General features: G+C 67.1%; 13 protein-coding genes. 7 read left to right on the top strand and 6 right to left on the bottom strand.

Features of this window, described 5'->3' with window-relative positions; translation table 11 throughout:
- Positions 1–1,376: 1,376 nt before the first annotated feature.
- The 6 genes from rsmG to rpmH are packed head-to-tail and all read right to left on the bottom strand — an operon-like array spanning position 1,377 to position 4,446.
- Positions 1,377–2,009, bottom strand: coding sequence for a 16S rRNA (guanine(527)-N(7))-methyltransferase RsmG (gene rsmG, locus M3C17_RS06745; RefSeq protein ID WP_259976866.1), 633 nt, complete (start codon positions 2,007–2,009; stop codon positions 1,377–1,379).
- A 33-nt stretch (positions 2,010–2,042) separates the two neighbouring features.
- Entirely contained in the window at positions 2,043–2,534 is a 492-nt protein-coding gene (locus tag M3C17_RS06740) for a R3H domain-containing nucleic acid-binding protein (RefSeq protein WP_259976865.1), read from the bottom strand.
- Positions 2,531–3,601 (bottom strand): membrane protein insertase YidC, encoded by a 1,071-nt coding sequence (gene yidC, locus M3C17_RS06735; protein ID WP_259976864.1) that lies wholly within the window; start codon positions 3,599–3,601, stop codon positions 2,531–2,533. Before yidC ends, M3C17_RS06740 begins: the two co-directional genes overlap by 4 nt.
- 3 nt (positions 3,602–3,604) lie before the next feature.
- Entirely contained in the window at positions 3,605–3,955 is a 351-nt protein-coding gene (yidD, locus tag M3C17_RS06730) for a membrane protein insertion efficiency factor YidD (protein ID WP_259976863.1), read from the bottom strand.
- A complete protein-coding gene (gene rnpA / locus M3C17_RS06725; protein ID WP_259976862.1) occupies positions 3,952–4,302 on the bottom strand; it encodes a ribonuclease P protein component in 351 nt (116 codons plus the stop codon). The genes yidD and rnpA overlap by 4 nt, the downstream gene beginning before the upstream one ends.
- A 6-nt stretch (positions 4,303–4,308) precedes the next feature.
- Entirely contained in the window at positions 4,309–4,446 is a 138-nt protein-coding gene (rpmH, locus tag M3C17_RS06720; protein WP_022879826.1) for a 50S ribosomal protein L34, read from the bottom strand.
- 314 nt (positions 4,447–4,760) lie between these two features.
- On the opposite strand from rpmH, the gene dnaA reads away from it, so the two are divergent.
- The 7 genes from dnaA to M3C17_RS06685 all read left to right on the top strand — a co-directional run bounded on the left by dnaA (position 4,761) and on the right by M3C17_RS06685 (position 14,769).
- On the top strand, positions 4,761–6,152 hold the full coding sequence (gene dnaA, locus M3C17_RS06715) for a chromosomal replication initiator protein DnaA (RefSeq protein ID WP_259976861.1): 1,392 nt from the start codon (positions 4,761–4,763) through the stop codon (positions 6,150–6,152).
- A 492-nt stretch (positions 6,153–6,644) separates the two neighbouring features.
- The gene (gene dnaN, locus M3C17_RS06710; RefSeq protein ID WP_259976860.1) at positions 6,645–7,787 is read left to right on the top strand and encodes a DNA polymerase III subunit beta; all 1,143 of its coding nucleotides are present in this window, start codon (positions 6,645–6,647) and stop codon (positions 7,785–7,787) included.
- A 61-nt stretch (positions 7,788–7,848) separates the two neighbouring features.
- Positions 7,849–9,063: a DNA replication/repair protein RecF gene (recF, locus tag M3C17_RS06705; RefSeq protein WP_259976859.1), complete on the top strand. Its 1,215-nt coding sequence runs from the start codon at positions 7,849–7,851 to the stop codon at positions 9,061–9,063.
- Complete coding sequence (locus M3C17_RS06700) at positions 9,056–9,559, top strand: DUF721 domain-containing protein (RefSeq protein WP_259976858.1); 504 nt, start codon at positions 9,056–9,058, stop codon at positions 9,557–9,559. Before recF ends, M3C17_RS06700 begins: the two co-directional genes overlap by 8 nt.
- Before the next feature lie 118 nt (positions 9,560–9,677).
- Positions 9,678–11,759, top strand: a complete 2,082-nt coding sequence (gene gyrB / locus M3C17_RS06695; protein ID WP_259976857.1) for a DNA topoisomerase (ATP-hydrolyzing) subunit B — start codon at positions 9,678–9,680, stop codon at positions 11,757–11,759.
- Positions 11,760–11,809: 50 nt separating this feature from the next.
- Positions 11,810–14,368, top strand: coding sequence for a DNA gyrase subunit A (gyrA, locus tag M3C17_RS06690; RefSeq protein WP_259976856.1), 2,559 nt, complete (start codon positions 11,810–11,812; stop codon positions 14,366–14,368).
- Positions 14,365–14,769: a DUF3566 domain-containing protein gene (locus M3C17_RS06685; RefSeq protein WP_259976855.1), complete on the top strand. Its 405-nt coding sequence runs from the start codon at positions 14,365–14,367 to the stop codon at positions 14,767–14,769. Before gyrA ends, M3C17_RS06685 begins: the two co-directional genes overlap by 4 nt.
- Positions 14,770–14,796: the final 27 nt, after the last annotated feature.

Raw genomic sequence — 14,796 nt, 5'->3', positions numbered from 1 at the left:
GCGAAGTCCGCGAGCCTCCTCACGCCCTGGTCGGGCCGAAGGATCCGCCCATGCGGGCGATCTGACCACCGCCGAATGCGCCCGATTCGGGGTTTCACGTGAAACGTCCAGACCGCAACATGGGCCGCGAATCTCAGCAGCCCGAACACGAGCAGCTCGATGTTTCACGTGAAACGCCCCGCTGCGCCAAAGACGGCGACCTCAGCACCTGATCGCCATCGCGCGTCCCCGCCGACACCGCCCAGCCCACTGCCGGCGATAGTGAAGGCACCAACGCCCACCCTCATGGGAACCGCCGCGCCGAGAAGACAACAATCCGTGGTCGCTAGTCGCAACGAACTCCCCTGACGGACACACCCACGCAGAGATCGTGCAGTTAGCCTCTGGTCCCGTATGGGGTCTGCTTCCTAGCGGCGGGCCACGCTATCGGGCGTGCGGTGAACTTCGACTGGAGGGCGACTCTCCTTCGCGAAAGGGGCACCGGCCACGAGCCACGACACGCGCCGACTCGATCGAATAGACACGCGCCACGCGGTCCAGCCAGCCGCTGAACGCCAGCACTTCGATGTTTCACGTGAAACGCCGCCCCGTCGCCACAACGCAACCGCAAACGACTAAACGCCGTGCCTCGCCCGAAAAGCCCTGCCCGCCCAAGCCGACGTAGACCATCGTTGGACTCGATCAGCGTGATGCTTCACGCGAAATGCCGCAGCCACAAAGCGCAACCGCCAATGACTGGTCGCCGGGGCGCGCCCGAACGGCCACACCCCCACCAAAACCAATGCAGACCATCGCGGGACGCGAGAACTTCGATGTTTCACGTGAATCGCGCGCGCGGGAAGCACCTGACCCGAGGAGATGCATCCCCGATCCACCCCGCAGGCCACCGATCAGTCCGGCCGGTGGAACTGGGTGCCGAGTAATACCGCACGCTCGGCGAACCCGTCTCTCCCGGCGTGCCCACCTCAACAGCACCGGTCCTCGACCAGCGAGGAACCATCCACCCGTACAGTCCTCGATCAGCGGGAGACATCCGCCCAGCAGAAGCCGTCACAATGGACTCCGTCACGCGGAGCACATCCCCGTGCACAGGCGAGTCGCCCACGGCCGCCACCGCGACGACGCCCGAACGAGACCTCGCGATCCCCAATCCTGGAGATCCGGTCGCGCGGACCACTGCAGCCTCACGCCCTGAGAACACCCAGGACGTAAGACGGTCCGCGCCCTCGCGGCAAGCAGAGAACGCACACGCCACTGCCACACACCATCAACCCGCACCACGGACCCTCTCGGTGACCGAGGCACCCGCGGCCGGCGATCGAGGCTTCATGTTTCACGTGAAACACGGCGTGGACGACAGCCGGACGCTCCCGGAATCAGGCCGTCTCTCGCACCCGGGCTCGAACGACGCGAGTCGTCTCCGGCAGGACTCCTTCACCCAGCACTTCCACCCGCACGTCGGAGAGTCGGAACTTCTTGATCTGCTTCTGCGCCGCCTCGATCTCGTTGGCGGCGTTCAGCCCCTTCAGCAGCGTCAGCTCTCCCCCATCCCGCGCAAGCGGAGCGGTCAGCGGAATGAGCGTGCGGAGCGCACTCACCGCCCGCGCCGTCACGACGTCGAACCCCTCACCCGCCTTCACGTCCTCCGCGCGAGCTCGCAGCACGGTGACGTTCGCGAGCTCCAGCGCCGCGACCTGCTCGTTCAACCAGGTGACGCGACGCTCCATCGGCTCGATCAGAGTCCATGACACATCGGGGCGCGCGATGGCCAGCACCAGCCCGGGCAGCCCGGCGCCCGAGCCGATGTCCGCAACGGACCCGTGGAACAGCGGCGCGGCGATCGCACTGTTCAGAATGTGCCGAGTCCACAGCCGAGGGAGTTCCAGCGGCCCGATGAGGCCACGCTGTTCCCCCTCGCGCGCGAGCGCCTCGGTGAACGCGCGAGCCAGCTCTATGCGATCGCCGAACAGCGACGCGGCAACCGCGGGCTCCGCTTCCACTGCACTCATGCTGTCTTCCCGAACCGACGAAGCACCAGCAGCTCAGCGCCGACGCAGGACGGTGTGCCGATCCGCGCCCTCGCCGTACGACTCGGAGACCAGGCCGCGGTCGGCGGCGATGTCGTGCACCAGCTTGCGCTCGTAGCTCGACATCGCGGGAAGCGATGCCTGGGAGGACCCCTCGTCGAGCTTCGCCGCGGCCGCCTCCACCAGCGTCTCCAGCTGACGACGGCGCGTGTCGCGGGATCCACCGATGTCGAGGATCAGACGCGAGAAGGAGCCGGTCTTGTTCTGGACGGCCAGGCGGGTGAGCTCCTGGAGGGCCTGCACGGTCTCCGGCGCCGACAGCACGGACAGTCCGTCGCCCTCTGCCTCCACCGAGACGTAGGCGCGACCCTGGCGGACGTCGAGGTTGAGGTCCCCATCGATGTCCGCGATGTCGAGAAGCTCCTCGAGGTAGTCGGCGGCGACGTCACCCTCGTGCTCGAGCTGTGCCACCGTCGGCTCGGTGCTCCCGGTCACGACCTCGCTCATGAACCGCTCCCCTTCTTCTTCGCCCGCTTCTTGCCCACGGGCTGCTGACGCTTCGGAGCCTCGGCCTTCGCCTTCTCCGCCTCTTCGAGGAGTCGCTGCTGCTCCGCCTCGTACACCGACATCGGGACGACCTTGCCGGAGGAGTCGATCGCCTTGCCCTTGCGCGCCAGTCGCTCCTCGCGGGCCTTGGCCGCCTCGGAGCCCGGGGTCGGCATCTCGCGGATCACGAGGAACTGCTGACCCATGGTCCACAGGTTCGAGATGAACCAGTACACGACGACGCCGAGCGGGAAGAAGACACCGGAGAAGATGAAGCCCAGCGGCAGCACGTAGAGCATGATCTTCTGCATCTGGTACGCCTGGCCGGTCTTGGCCTCCGGCGACAGGTTCTTGGAGATGATCTGCAGCTGCGTGAAGAACTGCGAGGCGATCATGAGCACGACCAGCGTGACGAGGATGATGATCGCCGTCGTGTTGCTCGTCTCGATCGCGTTGCCGAGCGTCTCGTGCAGGGAGGCGACGCCGAACAGCTTGGCGTCGTAGAACTCCTGGGTCAGCTCCGGGCTGAGGAGGCCGACGCCACCGACGTTGTCCTTCGCGTGCTTGCTGACGTCGCTCAGCACGCTGTACAGCGAGAAGAAGATCGGCATCTGCACCAGGAGCGGCAGACAGCTCGACATGGGTGTCGTGCCGTGCTTCTTGTACAGCGCCATCGTCTCGCGGCTCATCGCCTCGCGAGAGAGCTGATCCTTCTTGCCGCGGTACTTCTCCTGAACTTTTCGCAGTTCAGGAGCGATTTCCATCATCTTCCGCTGGCTCTTGATCTGCTTCACGAACAGCGGGATGAGCGCCGCGCGCACCACGATCACGAGACCGACGATCGACAGCACCCAGGTGATGCCCGAGGCGGCCGGGAGTCCGACGGCGGTGAGCAGCCAGTGCCAGGCGACGAGGATGAGCTCGACGACCCACTTCAGCGGCCAGAGGATGGTGCCGAGCAGATCGAACCCGCCCGCAGCCGGTTCGGGGCTGGGGGTGGTGCTGGCGAACAGGAGGTCAAGGCCCACCGATCAGTCCTTTCGGGAGGGAACGACGAAACCATGAGCGGTCAGGTCGTAGCGGAAGTGGTCGTGCGGCGTGACGTCGTCGACGCCGCCGCGAGTCCAGGGATTGCAGCGGAGGATGCGCCAGAAGGAGAGCAACGCTCCCCGGACGGCGCCGTGCTGCTGCACCGCACCTACAGCGTAGGCGGAACAGGAGGGGTAGTACGCACACACGTCGCCGTACAGCGGGGAGATCACCTTGCGGTACCCGGTCAGGAAGGCGAGGACGGCGTTGCGCGGGATCAACGGAATGGCCCTGAGCGCGTCGCGCCCGTGGAGCTCCCCTGTCCCGACGGATGACGCCGGCAGCGCGGTCACGATGTCACCTCGGTCGGCGCGAGGCGCCCGAGGCAGCGGTGCACGTCGGCACGCAGCTCCCCGATGGACGCGGTGGCAGACGCAGGAAGGGCACGGATGACGACATCCGTGCCCTGAGGAACACGCGGGAGCGCCTCCGCGCAGACGGCTTTCAGACGCCGACGCACGGTGTTGCGCACCACGGCGGTGCCCACCTGCTTGCTGATGATGAACCCGAACCGCGCGGCTCTGCTCTCGCCCGTCGACAGCATGGACGTGACCACGCGCGCCCCGCCACAGCGGGATCCGCGTCGAACGACCAGTCGGTAGTCGCTCCCGCGGGTCAGCCGGAACGGGCGGGCGAGCACGGCTGCTTACGCAGAGAGCTCGGTGCGGCCCTTCGCCCGGCGTGCCGACAGGATGGCACGGCCGGCGCGGGTGCGCATGCGGGCGCGGAAGCCGTGCTTCTTGGCGCGACGACGGTTGTTGGGCTGGAAGGTGCGCTTGCTCATGAAATCACTCCGGGAATGCTGCCACCGGAATCACTTTCGACCGGAGACATGGGGAACTGCCGAATAGGCATAAGTCAACCGATTAAGGGTACGTCTTGGCGGCGCACAGGGCAAATCTGCTCCCTGCCGCGCTCGAAGAGGATCACGTACCGCACAGCCATTATCCACAACCTGGACGCGCCCGGCCCGCGCAACACGCGCCCGTGTTTCCAAGGGCAGGTTGCTGTTCGGGGCCGGTGTGACTACCGTGGCATCCGAAGTTATCCACAGGGGCCAGGCATGTCGACCCCGACCCTTCCCCCGTCCGGAGCACCATGTCCTCACCAGCCCAGCCCGACGTCCCGATCTGGACCACGGTGCAGGAGCTGCTCGAGGCGGACGATCGGGTCACCCCGCAGCTGCAGGGCTTCCTCAGCCTCGCCGTCCCCGCCGGGGTGATGGCGGCGACGCTGTACCTGGAGGTCCCGAACGACCTCACCGCCGCCCAGATCAACAAGCGGCTCCGGCTGCCGATCATGGAGGCGCTCACCCACATCGGGGACGAGGTCACCTCGTACCGCGTCGTGGTGAACCACGAACTCGCGGAGCAGCCGACGGCGCCGATCGCGGTCGCCGACTTCGGACGCCAGGAGCCGGCCCGCGTCGAGTCCCCCATGGAACAGCCCACGCAGCTGCGCCACGAGTCGCGGCTCAACCCCAAGTACACCTTCGACAACTTCGTGATCGGCCAGTCCAACCGCTTCGCGCATGCGGCAGCCGTCGCCGTGGCCGAAGCGCCGGCCAAGGCCTACAACCCGCTGTTCATCTACGGCGACTCCGGCCTCGGCAAGACCCACCTCCTCCACGCGATCGGCGACTACGCACAGTCCCTCTACGCCGGGGTGAAGGTGCGCTACGTCTCCAGCGAGGAGTTCACGAACGACTTCATCAACTCGATCGCGAACAACCGGGGCGCCGCCTTCCAGGCGCGCTACCGCGACGTCGACATCCTCCTCATCGACGACATCCAGTTCCTGCAGGGTCGCGCCGAGACCCAGGAGGCCTTCTTCCACACGTTCAACACCCTGCACGACCACAACAAGCAGGTCGTGATCACGAGCGACGTGGCGCCGAAGCATCTCACGGGCTTCGAGGACCGCATGCGCAGCCGCTTCGAGTGGGGCCTCATCACCGACGTGCAGGCGCCCGACCTCGAGACCCGCATCGCGATCCTCCGCAAGAAGGCGCAGAGCGAGGCGCTGCACATCCCGGACGAGGTGCTCGAGTACATCGCCACCGTCGTGTCGTCGAACATCCGCGAGCTGGAGGGTGCGCTGATCCGCGTCTCCGCGTTCGCCAGCCTGAACCGCTCCGCGCTCGACATCTCCCTCGCCCAGACCGTGCTCCGCGACATCATCGACACGGCAGAGGACAACATCATCTCGCCGACCGACATCATCACGGCGACCGCGCAGTACTTCAAGCTCACGGTCGACGACCTGTACGGATCGAGCCGCTCCCAGCAGATCGCCACCGCCCGGCAGATCGCGATGTACCTGTGCCGCGAGCGCACGAGCCTCTCTCTCCCGAAGATCGGGCAGCTGTTCGGCAACCGCGACCACACCACGGTGATGTACGCGTACAAGAAGATCAGTGAGCTGATGAAGGAGCGCCGCTCCATCTACAACCAGGTGACGGAGATCACCACGCAGCTCGGTCGGCGCTGAGACCGCCGCACCGCACGTCCACGGGGACGGGCCATCCACGGATGGCCCGTCCCCTTCGTCGTGCGTGACAGCGATCGCGTGGCCCCGATAGATGCGTCTATGCACATGTGGATAACTTGTGGATGACCGTGGATCGGAAGCCCTCGGATGTGGGTCGATCGAGGAAACCTGTGGATAACCGGTCGACACCGCCAAAGCGTCCATACCCCGTCAACCCGCGGATTCCTCAGCGTCTCCACAAGTGACAACCTTGTAGTTCCCTACTCGCGTCTGCTTTCCACCGACTTATCCACAGTATCCACAGGTGTTAACACCGTTAAGGAGTTAAGTCATTCAGGGTGCGATCCGATCACCAGACGGTGGGGAGAACCGGGCGGGCCGGTCGAGCGCGGCTCGACGTAGGGAACCGCGTGACTGTGGGGCTAGCATGGGAAGCCCTGCACTGGCAGGACCCCGATGACGACCCGTCACTCCGACGACAAGGGAGCACCCGTGAGGTTTCAGGTCAACCGCGATGTCTTCAGCGAGGCTGTGTCCTTCGTCGTCAAGCTCCTCCCCCAGCGAAACCCGCAGCCGATCCTGGCCGGTGTGCTGATCGAGGCCGACGGCTCGGGACTCACACTCTCCGCCTTCGACTACGAGGCATCAGCGCGCACGACCATCGAGGCCACGGTCGAGACCCCGGGCACGATCCTCGTGCACGGCCGCCTCCTGTCCGACATCGCGAGCCGGCTCCCGAACGCCCCGATCGAGATCGCGGTGGAGGACGACGGCGGCATCGCGGTCACCTGCGGTTCGGCGCGCTTCACGCTCGCGGCCATGCCGGTCGAGGAATACCCGTCGATCCCCGAGGTCTCCGGTTCCTCGGGCGTCGTCCCGGCCGACGAGTTCGGCACCGCGATCGCCCAGGTCGGTTTCGCCGCGTCCCGTGACGACGTCACCCCGGTGCTGACCGGTGTGCAGCTCGAGGTCACGGGTCAGACGCTGAGCCTCGTCGCCACCGACCGCTACCGGGTGTCGCTGCGCGACGTGCCCTGGGACGGTGAGGCCGTCGATGCCACCGCGCTCGTCCCGGCGCGCACGCTGCTCGAGGTCGGCAAGACCTTCGGCCACGCCGGCACGATCCAGATCGCCTTCTCCGGAGCGGGTGACCGCGAGATCATCGCCTTCACCGCGGGCAACAAGACGGTGACGTCGCTGCTGATCAAGGGAAACTTCCCGCCCGTGCGCCGGCTGTTCCCCGAGCAGACCGACCATTACGCGGTCGTCAACACGGGCGAGCTGATCGAGGCCGTCCGCCGCGTGTCCCTCGTGCTCGACCGCGCCGCTCCGCTGCGGTTCACGTTCTCCGCCGACAGTGTGACGATGGACGCGTCCGGCAGCGAGCACGCCCGCGCCTCCGAGTCGGTCGACGCGATCCTGTCCGGCGGGGACGAGGTGACGCTCGGCCTCAACCCGCAGTACCTGATCGAGGCTCTCGGTGCCGTGAAGAGCGAGTTCGTGCGCGTCACGTTCACCTCCAGCGACAACGCCAACAAGCTCAGCCCCGTGCTGATCACGAGCCAGACCTCGGTCGACCAGGCCGGACTCGACTCGTTCAAGTACCTGCTGCAGCCGAACCTGCTCCTGCGCTGATCGCCGCAGGGAACGGGCGGGGGCCGGCCGCGGTGTCGGACCCGAAAGGTAGGCTGGCTCCGTGATTGTGGAGCATCTCAGCCTGGTCGATTTCCGCAATTACGCGACCGCCGAACTGGCCCTGCACCGGGGGCCGAACGTCCTCGTCGGGCGCAACGGACAGGGCAAGACGAACCTCGCCGAAGCCGTGGTGTTCCTGGCGACGCTGGGCTCGCACCGGGTCTCGTCGGATGCGCCGATGGTGCGCGACGGGCAGGAGTTCGCCGTCATCCGCGCACGCCTGTCGCACGGCGAGCGTCGGGTGCTCGTCGAGGTGCAGCTCAACAGGCAGGGCTCCAACAAGGCCAGGATCAACGGCTCGCCGTCGAAGCCCAACGAACTCCCTCGTTACGCACATGTGGTGCTCTTCGCTCCGGAGGATCTGCAGATCGTCCGCGGCGATCCCTCGTCGCGGCGACGGTTCGCCGATCAGCTGCTCATCCAGCGCACACCGCGGCTGTCCGCCGTGCTCGCCGACTACGACCGCGTGCTCAAGCAGCGCAACGCCCTGCTGAAGTCGGCACGCGCACGCGGTGTCCGCGGCGAAGGGTTGAGCACGCTCGACGTGTGGGATGACAAGCTGGTCGCGCTCGGCTCCGAGATCATCACGGCTCGCCAGCGACTTGCCGCCGACCTGCAGCAGCCGGTGACCGACGCCTACGCCGCGATCGCGGGTGCGGACCACCGCCCGCGACTCGAGTGGGCGCTGTCCGTCGCCGGCGGCGACCCGGAGGACGACGAGTCCGGGAGCTCGGACGACGCGCCGGCACCCGGGACCGGCCCGCAGGTGGATGCCCGCCGGATCGCCGAGCTGTTCCGTGCCTCCCTCGCGGCGAAGCGCTCGAACGAACTCGACCGCGGACTCACCCTCACCGGTCCGCACCGCGACGACCTCGTGCTCCGCGTGCGCGATCTTCCGGTCAAGGGCTACGCCTCGCACGGCGAATCGTGGTCCGTCGCGCTCGCGCTGCGACTCGCCTCGGCGGAGCTGCTGCGCAGCGAGTCTCCGGCCGGCGACCCCGTGCTCATCCTCGACGACGTGTTCGCCGAGCTCGACGCGGACCGGAGGCAGCGGCTCGCCACCCTGACCTCGGGTTATGAGCAGGTGGTGGTGACGGCTGCCGTGGAGGAGGATATCCCCGCGGTGCTGCACGCCCACGTGGTGCGGATCAGCGCCGGCACCATCAGCGACGAGCGGGAGCGCGCAGCAGAGGCGGAGGGCGAGCGCGATGAGTGATGCCACCACCGACAGCGTGATCGAGGCCCCGGAGACGGTCGCCACGTACCTGCGCCTGCGGGGTCTCAAGCCCAGCGCGAAGAACTGGAAGCGCAAGCGCCGGATCGCCGAGGACGACGAGAACGCACCGTTCACGCCCGGCCGTGACCCCGGCTCCCTCGGTGCGGTGCTCGACAAGCTCAGCCGTGAGTCCGGGTGGGAGACGACGCTGGCGCGCGAGGACCTCGTCCGTCAGTGGGCGGATCTCGCCGGTGCCGACACCGCGAAGCACTCGGAACCGGTGTCCCTGGAGCGCGGACTGCTGACCGTGAAGTGCGATTCGACCGCGTGGGCGAAGAACCTCCAGTTCATGCGCGCGACCATCCTCACCGAGATCGGTCGTCGTTACCCCGAGGCCGGGGTGGAGAACCTGCGCTTCATCGGACCGGACGTCCCCTCCTGGAAATGGGGTCCCAGAGCCGTTCCAGGACGGGGCCCACGCGATACCTACGGGTAGGGCACCATGCGAGGGGTCCACGACGCTCAGAGGGCCACACGCGGCCGTTGAGCGGCATTTCGACTCGAAACCCGGCTAGAATGGGGATTCGAGATATCGATCTGGAGAATGCCCTCTGATGACGCCTGAATCCCCTGCTGACGAGACGGAATCGAACACCGGGGGAACCCCCGCACCCGAGGGAACCGCCGAGTCGTCCACCGACCGCCCGAAGCAGCAGCCCGGGGAATACGGCGCCGACTCGATCCAGATCCTTGAAGGGCTGGAGGCCGTCCGCAAGCGCCCCGGCATGTACATCGGCTCCACGGGGCCGCGGGGTCTGCACCATCTGGTGTACGAGATCGTCGACAACTCCGTCGATGAGGCCCTCGCCGGCTACGCCGACACGATCCTGGTGACGCTGCTGGCGGACGGCGGTGTCCGCGTGATCGACAACGGCCGCGGCATCCCCGTCGACCCGCACTCCTCCGACCCCTCCAAGTCCACGGTCGAGGTCGTGCTCACGATCCTGCACGCCGGCGGCAAGTTCGGCGGCGGCGCCTACGCCGTCTCGGGTGGTCTGCACGGTGTCGGCTCCTCCGTCGTGAACGCGCTCTCCACGCGCTTCGAGGTCGAGGTGAAGCAGAAGGGCTTCGTCTGGCGGCACAGCTTCGCCGACGGCGGCGTCCCTCAGCAGAAGCTGGAGAAGGGCGAGGCGACCGACGAGACCGGGACGAGCATCACGTTCTGGCCGGATGCCGGGATCTTCCAGGAGACGGTCGAGTTCGACTACGACACCCTGCGCACCCGGTTCCAGCAGATGGCCTTCCTCAACAAGGGCCTGCGCATCGAGCTCTCCGACGAGCGGCCCGACGCGGCGTACGAGACGGAGGAGGACGGACAGGCGGTCACGAAGCAGCCCGCCGACGTGTTCTTCTACGAGCGCGGCCTCGTCGACTACGTCGAGTACCTGAACAAGGTGCGTCACGCCGAGGTCGTCAACGACGAGATCATCGCGTTCGAGTCGGAGGACACCACGCGCAAGATCTCGCTCGAGGTCGCGATGCAGTGGACCACGTCATACACCGAGAACGTGTTCACCTACGCGAACACGATCAACACGCACGAGGGCGGCACGCACGAGGAGGGGTTCCGCGCGGCGCTCACGACCCTCGTCAACCGGTACGCCCGTGCGAACAACCTGCTCAAGGAGAAGGACGACAACCTCTCCGGCGACGACGTGCGCGAGGGTCTGACCGCAGTCATCTCGATCAAGCTCGGCGAGCCGCAGTTCGAGGGGCAGACCAAGACCAAGCTCGGCAACACCGAAGCGAAGGCGTTCGTGCAGAAGGTCGTGGGCGACCAGCTCGGCGACTGGTTCGAGCGCAACCCGAACCAGGCGAAGAACGTCATCCGCAAGGCGATCGACGCGGCGACCGCGCGACTCGCCGCCCGGAAGGCGCGCGAGACCGCTCGCCGGAAGAGCGTGTTCGAGTCGGCCGCCATGCCGGACAAGCTCAAGGACTGCACGAGCAAGGACCCGTCGATCAGCGAGATCTTCCTCGTGGAGGGCGACTCGGCCGGCGGCTCCGCGGTGCAGGGGCGCGACCCGCACACCCAGGCGATCCTGGCGCTGCGCGGCAAGATCCTCAACGTCGAGCGCGCGCGACTCGACAAGGCGCTCGGCAACAAGGAAGTCCAGGCGATGATCCAGGCCTTCGGCACGGGCATCGGCGAGGAGTTCGACATCGAGAAGGCGCGGTACCACAAGATCGTGCTGATGGCCGATGCCGACGTGGACGGCCAGCACATCACGACGCTGCTGCTGACGCTGCTGTTCCGCTACATGCGCGGGCTCATCGAGGCCGGGTTCGTGTATCTGGCGATGCCGCCGCTCTATCGCCTGAAGTGGTCGAACTCCCCGCACGAGTACGTCTTCAGCGACGCCGAGCGCGACGCGCTGCTGAAGTACGGCCTCGACAACGGCAAGCGCATCCCGAAGGACGCGGGCATCCAGCGCTACAAGGGTCTCGGCGAGATGAACGCCAAGGAGCTGTGGGAGACCACGATGGATCACACCACGCGGACCCTCCGTCAGGTGACCATCGAGGACGCGGCGGCTGCCGACGAGATCTTCAGCGTCCTGATGGGTGAGGACGTGGAGTCGCGCCGGAGCTTCATCCAGCGCAACGCCAAGGACGTCCGCTTCCTCGACATCTGAGCGCGAGCTCCCCCCTCGCACGCTCCACCACCGGAAACCGAAGAGAACACATGACTGACGAAGAACGCCCCGACATCAACGAGGGTCACGACCACGGCAAGATCGATCAGGTCGACCTGCAGTCGGAGATGCAGCGCAGCTACCTCGACTACGCCATGGCCGTCATCGTGGGCCGCGCGCTGCCGGATGTGCGCGACGGTCTCAAGCCCGTGCACCGCCGCGTGATCTACGGCATGTACGACGGCGGCTTCCGCCCGGACAAGTCGTTCTCGAAGTGCGCCCGTGTGGTCGGCGAGGTCATGGGGCAGTACCACCCGCACGGCGACTCGGCGATCTACGACGCCCTCGTCCGCCTCGTGCAGCCGTGGTCGCTGCGCTACCCGCTCGCGCTCGGCCAGGGCAACTTCGGCTCTCCGGGCAACATGGGCGCCGCGGCCCCGCGGTACACCGAGACCAAGATGGCCCCGCTCGCGCTGGAGATGGTGCGGGACATCGAAGAGGACACGGTCGAGTTCACCGACAACTACGACGGTCAGACGCAGGAGCCGACGGTGCTCCCGGCGCGGTTCCCGAACCTGCTCGTCAACGGCTCGGTCGGCATCGCGGTCGGCATGGCCACGAACATCCCGCCGCACAACCTGCGCGAGGTCTCCGAGGCGGCGCTCTGGGCGCTCGACAACCCGGACCTCCCGCGGGACGAGCTGCTCGACGGGCTGATCCAGCGCATCCCCGGCCCCGACTTCCCGACCGGCGCCCAGATCCTCGGCACGAAGGGGATCCACGAGGCGTATCGCACGGGCCGCGGCTCGATCACGATGCGCGCCGTCGTGAACGTCGAGGAGATCCAGGGCCGGACCTGCCTGGTGATCACCGAGCTGCCGTACCAGGTGAACCCGGACAACGTCGCGGTGAAGATCGGCGACCTCGCCCGTGACGGCAAGATCACCGGGATCGCGGACATCCGCGACGAATCGTCGGACCGCACAGGGCAGCGTCTCGTCGTCGTGCTCAAGCGCGACGCGGTCGCCAAGGTCGTGCTGAACAACCTGTACAAGCACACGCAGCTGCAGGAGAACTTCGGCGCGAACATGCTCGCGATCGTCGACGGCGTGCCGCGCACCCTCGCGATCGACGGCTTCGTCACGAACTGGATCGCCCACCAGATCGACGTGATCGTGCGCCGCACCCAGTTCCGGCTCAACGAGGCCGAGAAGCGCATGCACATCCTGCGCGGCTACCTCAAGGCGCTCGACGCGCTCGACGAGGTCATCGCGCTGATCCGGCGGTCGCAGACCACGGCCGATGCGAACGAGGGACTGCAGAAGCTCCTCGACATCGACGAGATCCAGGCCGACGCGATCCTGCAGATGCAGCTCCGTCGCCTCGCCGCTCTCGAGCGCCAGAAGATCATCGACCAGGCGACCGAGCTCGAAGCGCTCATCACCGACTACAAGGCGATCCTGGCCGACGAGGGCCGCCAGCGCACGATCATCCGCGAGGAGCTCACCGGCATCGTCGACAAGTTCGGCGACGAGCGGCGCACGCACATCCTGCACGGCTTCGACGGCGACGTGTCGATGGAAGACCTCATCGCCGAGGAGGAGATGGTCGTCACCGTCACGCGCGAGGGCTACATCAAGCGCACGCGCAGCGACAACTATCGCTCGCAGCACCGCGGCGGCAAGGGCGTGAAGGGTGCGCAACTGCGCGCCGACGACATCGTCGAGCACTTCTTCGTGACGACCACGCACCACTGGCTGCTCTTCTTCACCGACAAGGGTCGCGTCTACCGCGCGAAGACCTACGAGGTGCCGGAGGCCGGCCGTGATGCGAAGGGCACGCACGTCGCGAACCTGCTCGCGCTGCAGCCGGAAGAGAGCATCGCCCAGGTGCTCGACATCCGCGACTACGCCGTGGCGGACTACCTGGTGCTCGCCACGCGCGACGGTCTGGTCAAGAAGACCCGTCTGGACGCATACGACACCAACCGCCAGGGCGGCGTGATCGCCATCCGCCTCAACGACGACGACGAACTCGTCAGCGCGCTGCTCGTCAACGCCGAGGACGACATCCTCCTCATCAGCCGCCGCGGCATGTCCGTCCGGTTCGAGGCGACCGACGAGGCGCTGCGTCCGATGGGTCGCGCGACAGCCGGTGTGCGCGGCATGAAGTTCAAGATCGACGGCGACTGCCTGCTCTCCGCCTCGGTCGCGGCCGCGGGCAAGTACGTGTTCGTGGTGACCGACGGGGGCTACGCGAAGCGCACGGCCGTGGAGGAATACCGCGTCCAGGGCCGCGGCGGAACGGGCATCAAGGTCGCCAAGCTGAACGACGATCGGGGCACTCTGGCGGGCGGTCTGATCGTCGCGGAGGACGACGAGGTCTTGGTGGTTCTGTCCAGCGGCAAGGTGGTACGCTCTGCCGTGGCCGAGGTCCCCGCCAAGGGTCGAGACACCATGGGAGTGGTGTTCGCCCGCACGACGGAGGCCGATCGCATCCTCGCCATCGCCCGGAACGGCGAGCGTGGTCTCGCCGAAGAAGAGGCAGAGACGGATGCCGACACCGAGGCCCCCCAGACGACTGAGACACCCGAGGATACAGACGCATGAGCACAGTGGCCGACAAGCTGGCGAAGAAGTCGACCCGTAAGACCGGCGGCAAGCAGGTCCGCCTGCGACTCGTCTACGTCGACTTCTGGTCGGCGGTGAAGCTCTCCTTCCTGGGAGCCGTCGCCCTCGCCGTGGTCACCATGGTGTCGTTCTTCCTCATCTTCCTGGTGCTCCAGGCGACCGGCATCATGACCACCGCGGACGAGTTCCTGCAGGGCATCACCGACAACGCGTTCGTGCTGTCGGAGGTCGTCGGGCTGCCGCAGGTGATGGCGTTCGCCGCCGTCGTCGCGATCCTCAACCTGATCGTGTTCACGGTGCTCGGCGCCGTGGTCGCCGGCATCTACAACCTGGCGGTGAAGGTGACCGGCGGGCTGCTCGTCGGCTTCATGTCGAACTGACACGGCTGTCACGAAGGGCGGGGGCTG

Source organism: Microbacterium sp. p3-SID336 (genome assembly GCF_025143365.1).
Classification (GTDB): domain Bacteria; phylum Actinomycetota; class Actinomycetes; order Actinomycetales; family Microbacteriaceae; genus Microbacterium.
This window is presented reverse-complemented; position numbering and strand designations above follow the sequence as displayed.

Coding starts and splice junctions, on each gene's coding strand:
- rsmG (WP_259976866.1), bottom strand. CDS start 2,009: ATGAGTGCAGTGGAAGCGGAGCCCGCGGTTGCCGCGTCGCTGTTCGGC.
- rpmH (WP_022879826.1), bottom strand. CDS start 4,446: ATGAGCAAGCGCACCTTCCAGCCCAACAACCGTCGTCGCGCCAAGAAG.
- dnaA (WP_259976861.1), top strand. CDS start 4,761: ATGTCCTCACCAGCCCAGCCCGACGTCCCGATCTGGACCACGGTGCAG.
- M3C17_RS06685 (WP_259976855.1), top strand. CDS start 14,365: ATGAGCACAGTGGCCGACAAGCTGGCGAAGAAGTCGACCCGTAAGACC.
- gyrB (WP_259976857.1), top strand. CDS start 9,678: ATGACGCCTGAATCCCCTGCTGACGAGACGGAATCGAACACCGGGGGA.
- gyrA (WP_259976856.1), top strand. CDS start 11,810: ATGACTGACGAAGAACGCCCCGACATCAACGAGGGTCACGACCACGGC.
- M3C17_RS06700 (WP_259976858.1), top strand. CDS start 9,056: ATGAGTGATGCCACCACCGACAGCGTGATCGAGGCCCCGGAGACGGTC.
- M3C17_RS06740 (WP_259976865.1), bottom strand. CDS start 2,534: ATGAGCGAGGTCGTGACCGGGAGCACCGAGCCGACGGTGGCACAGCTC.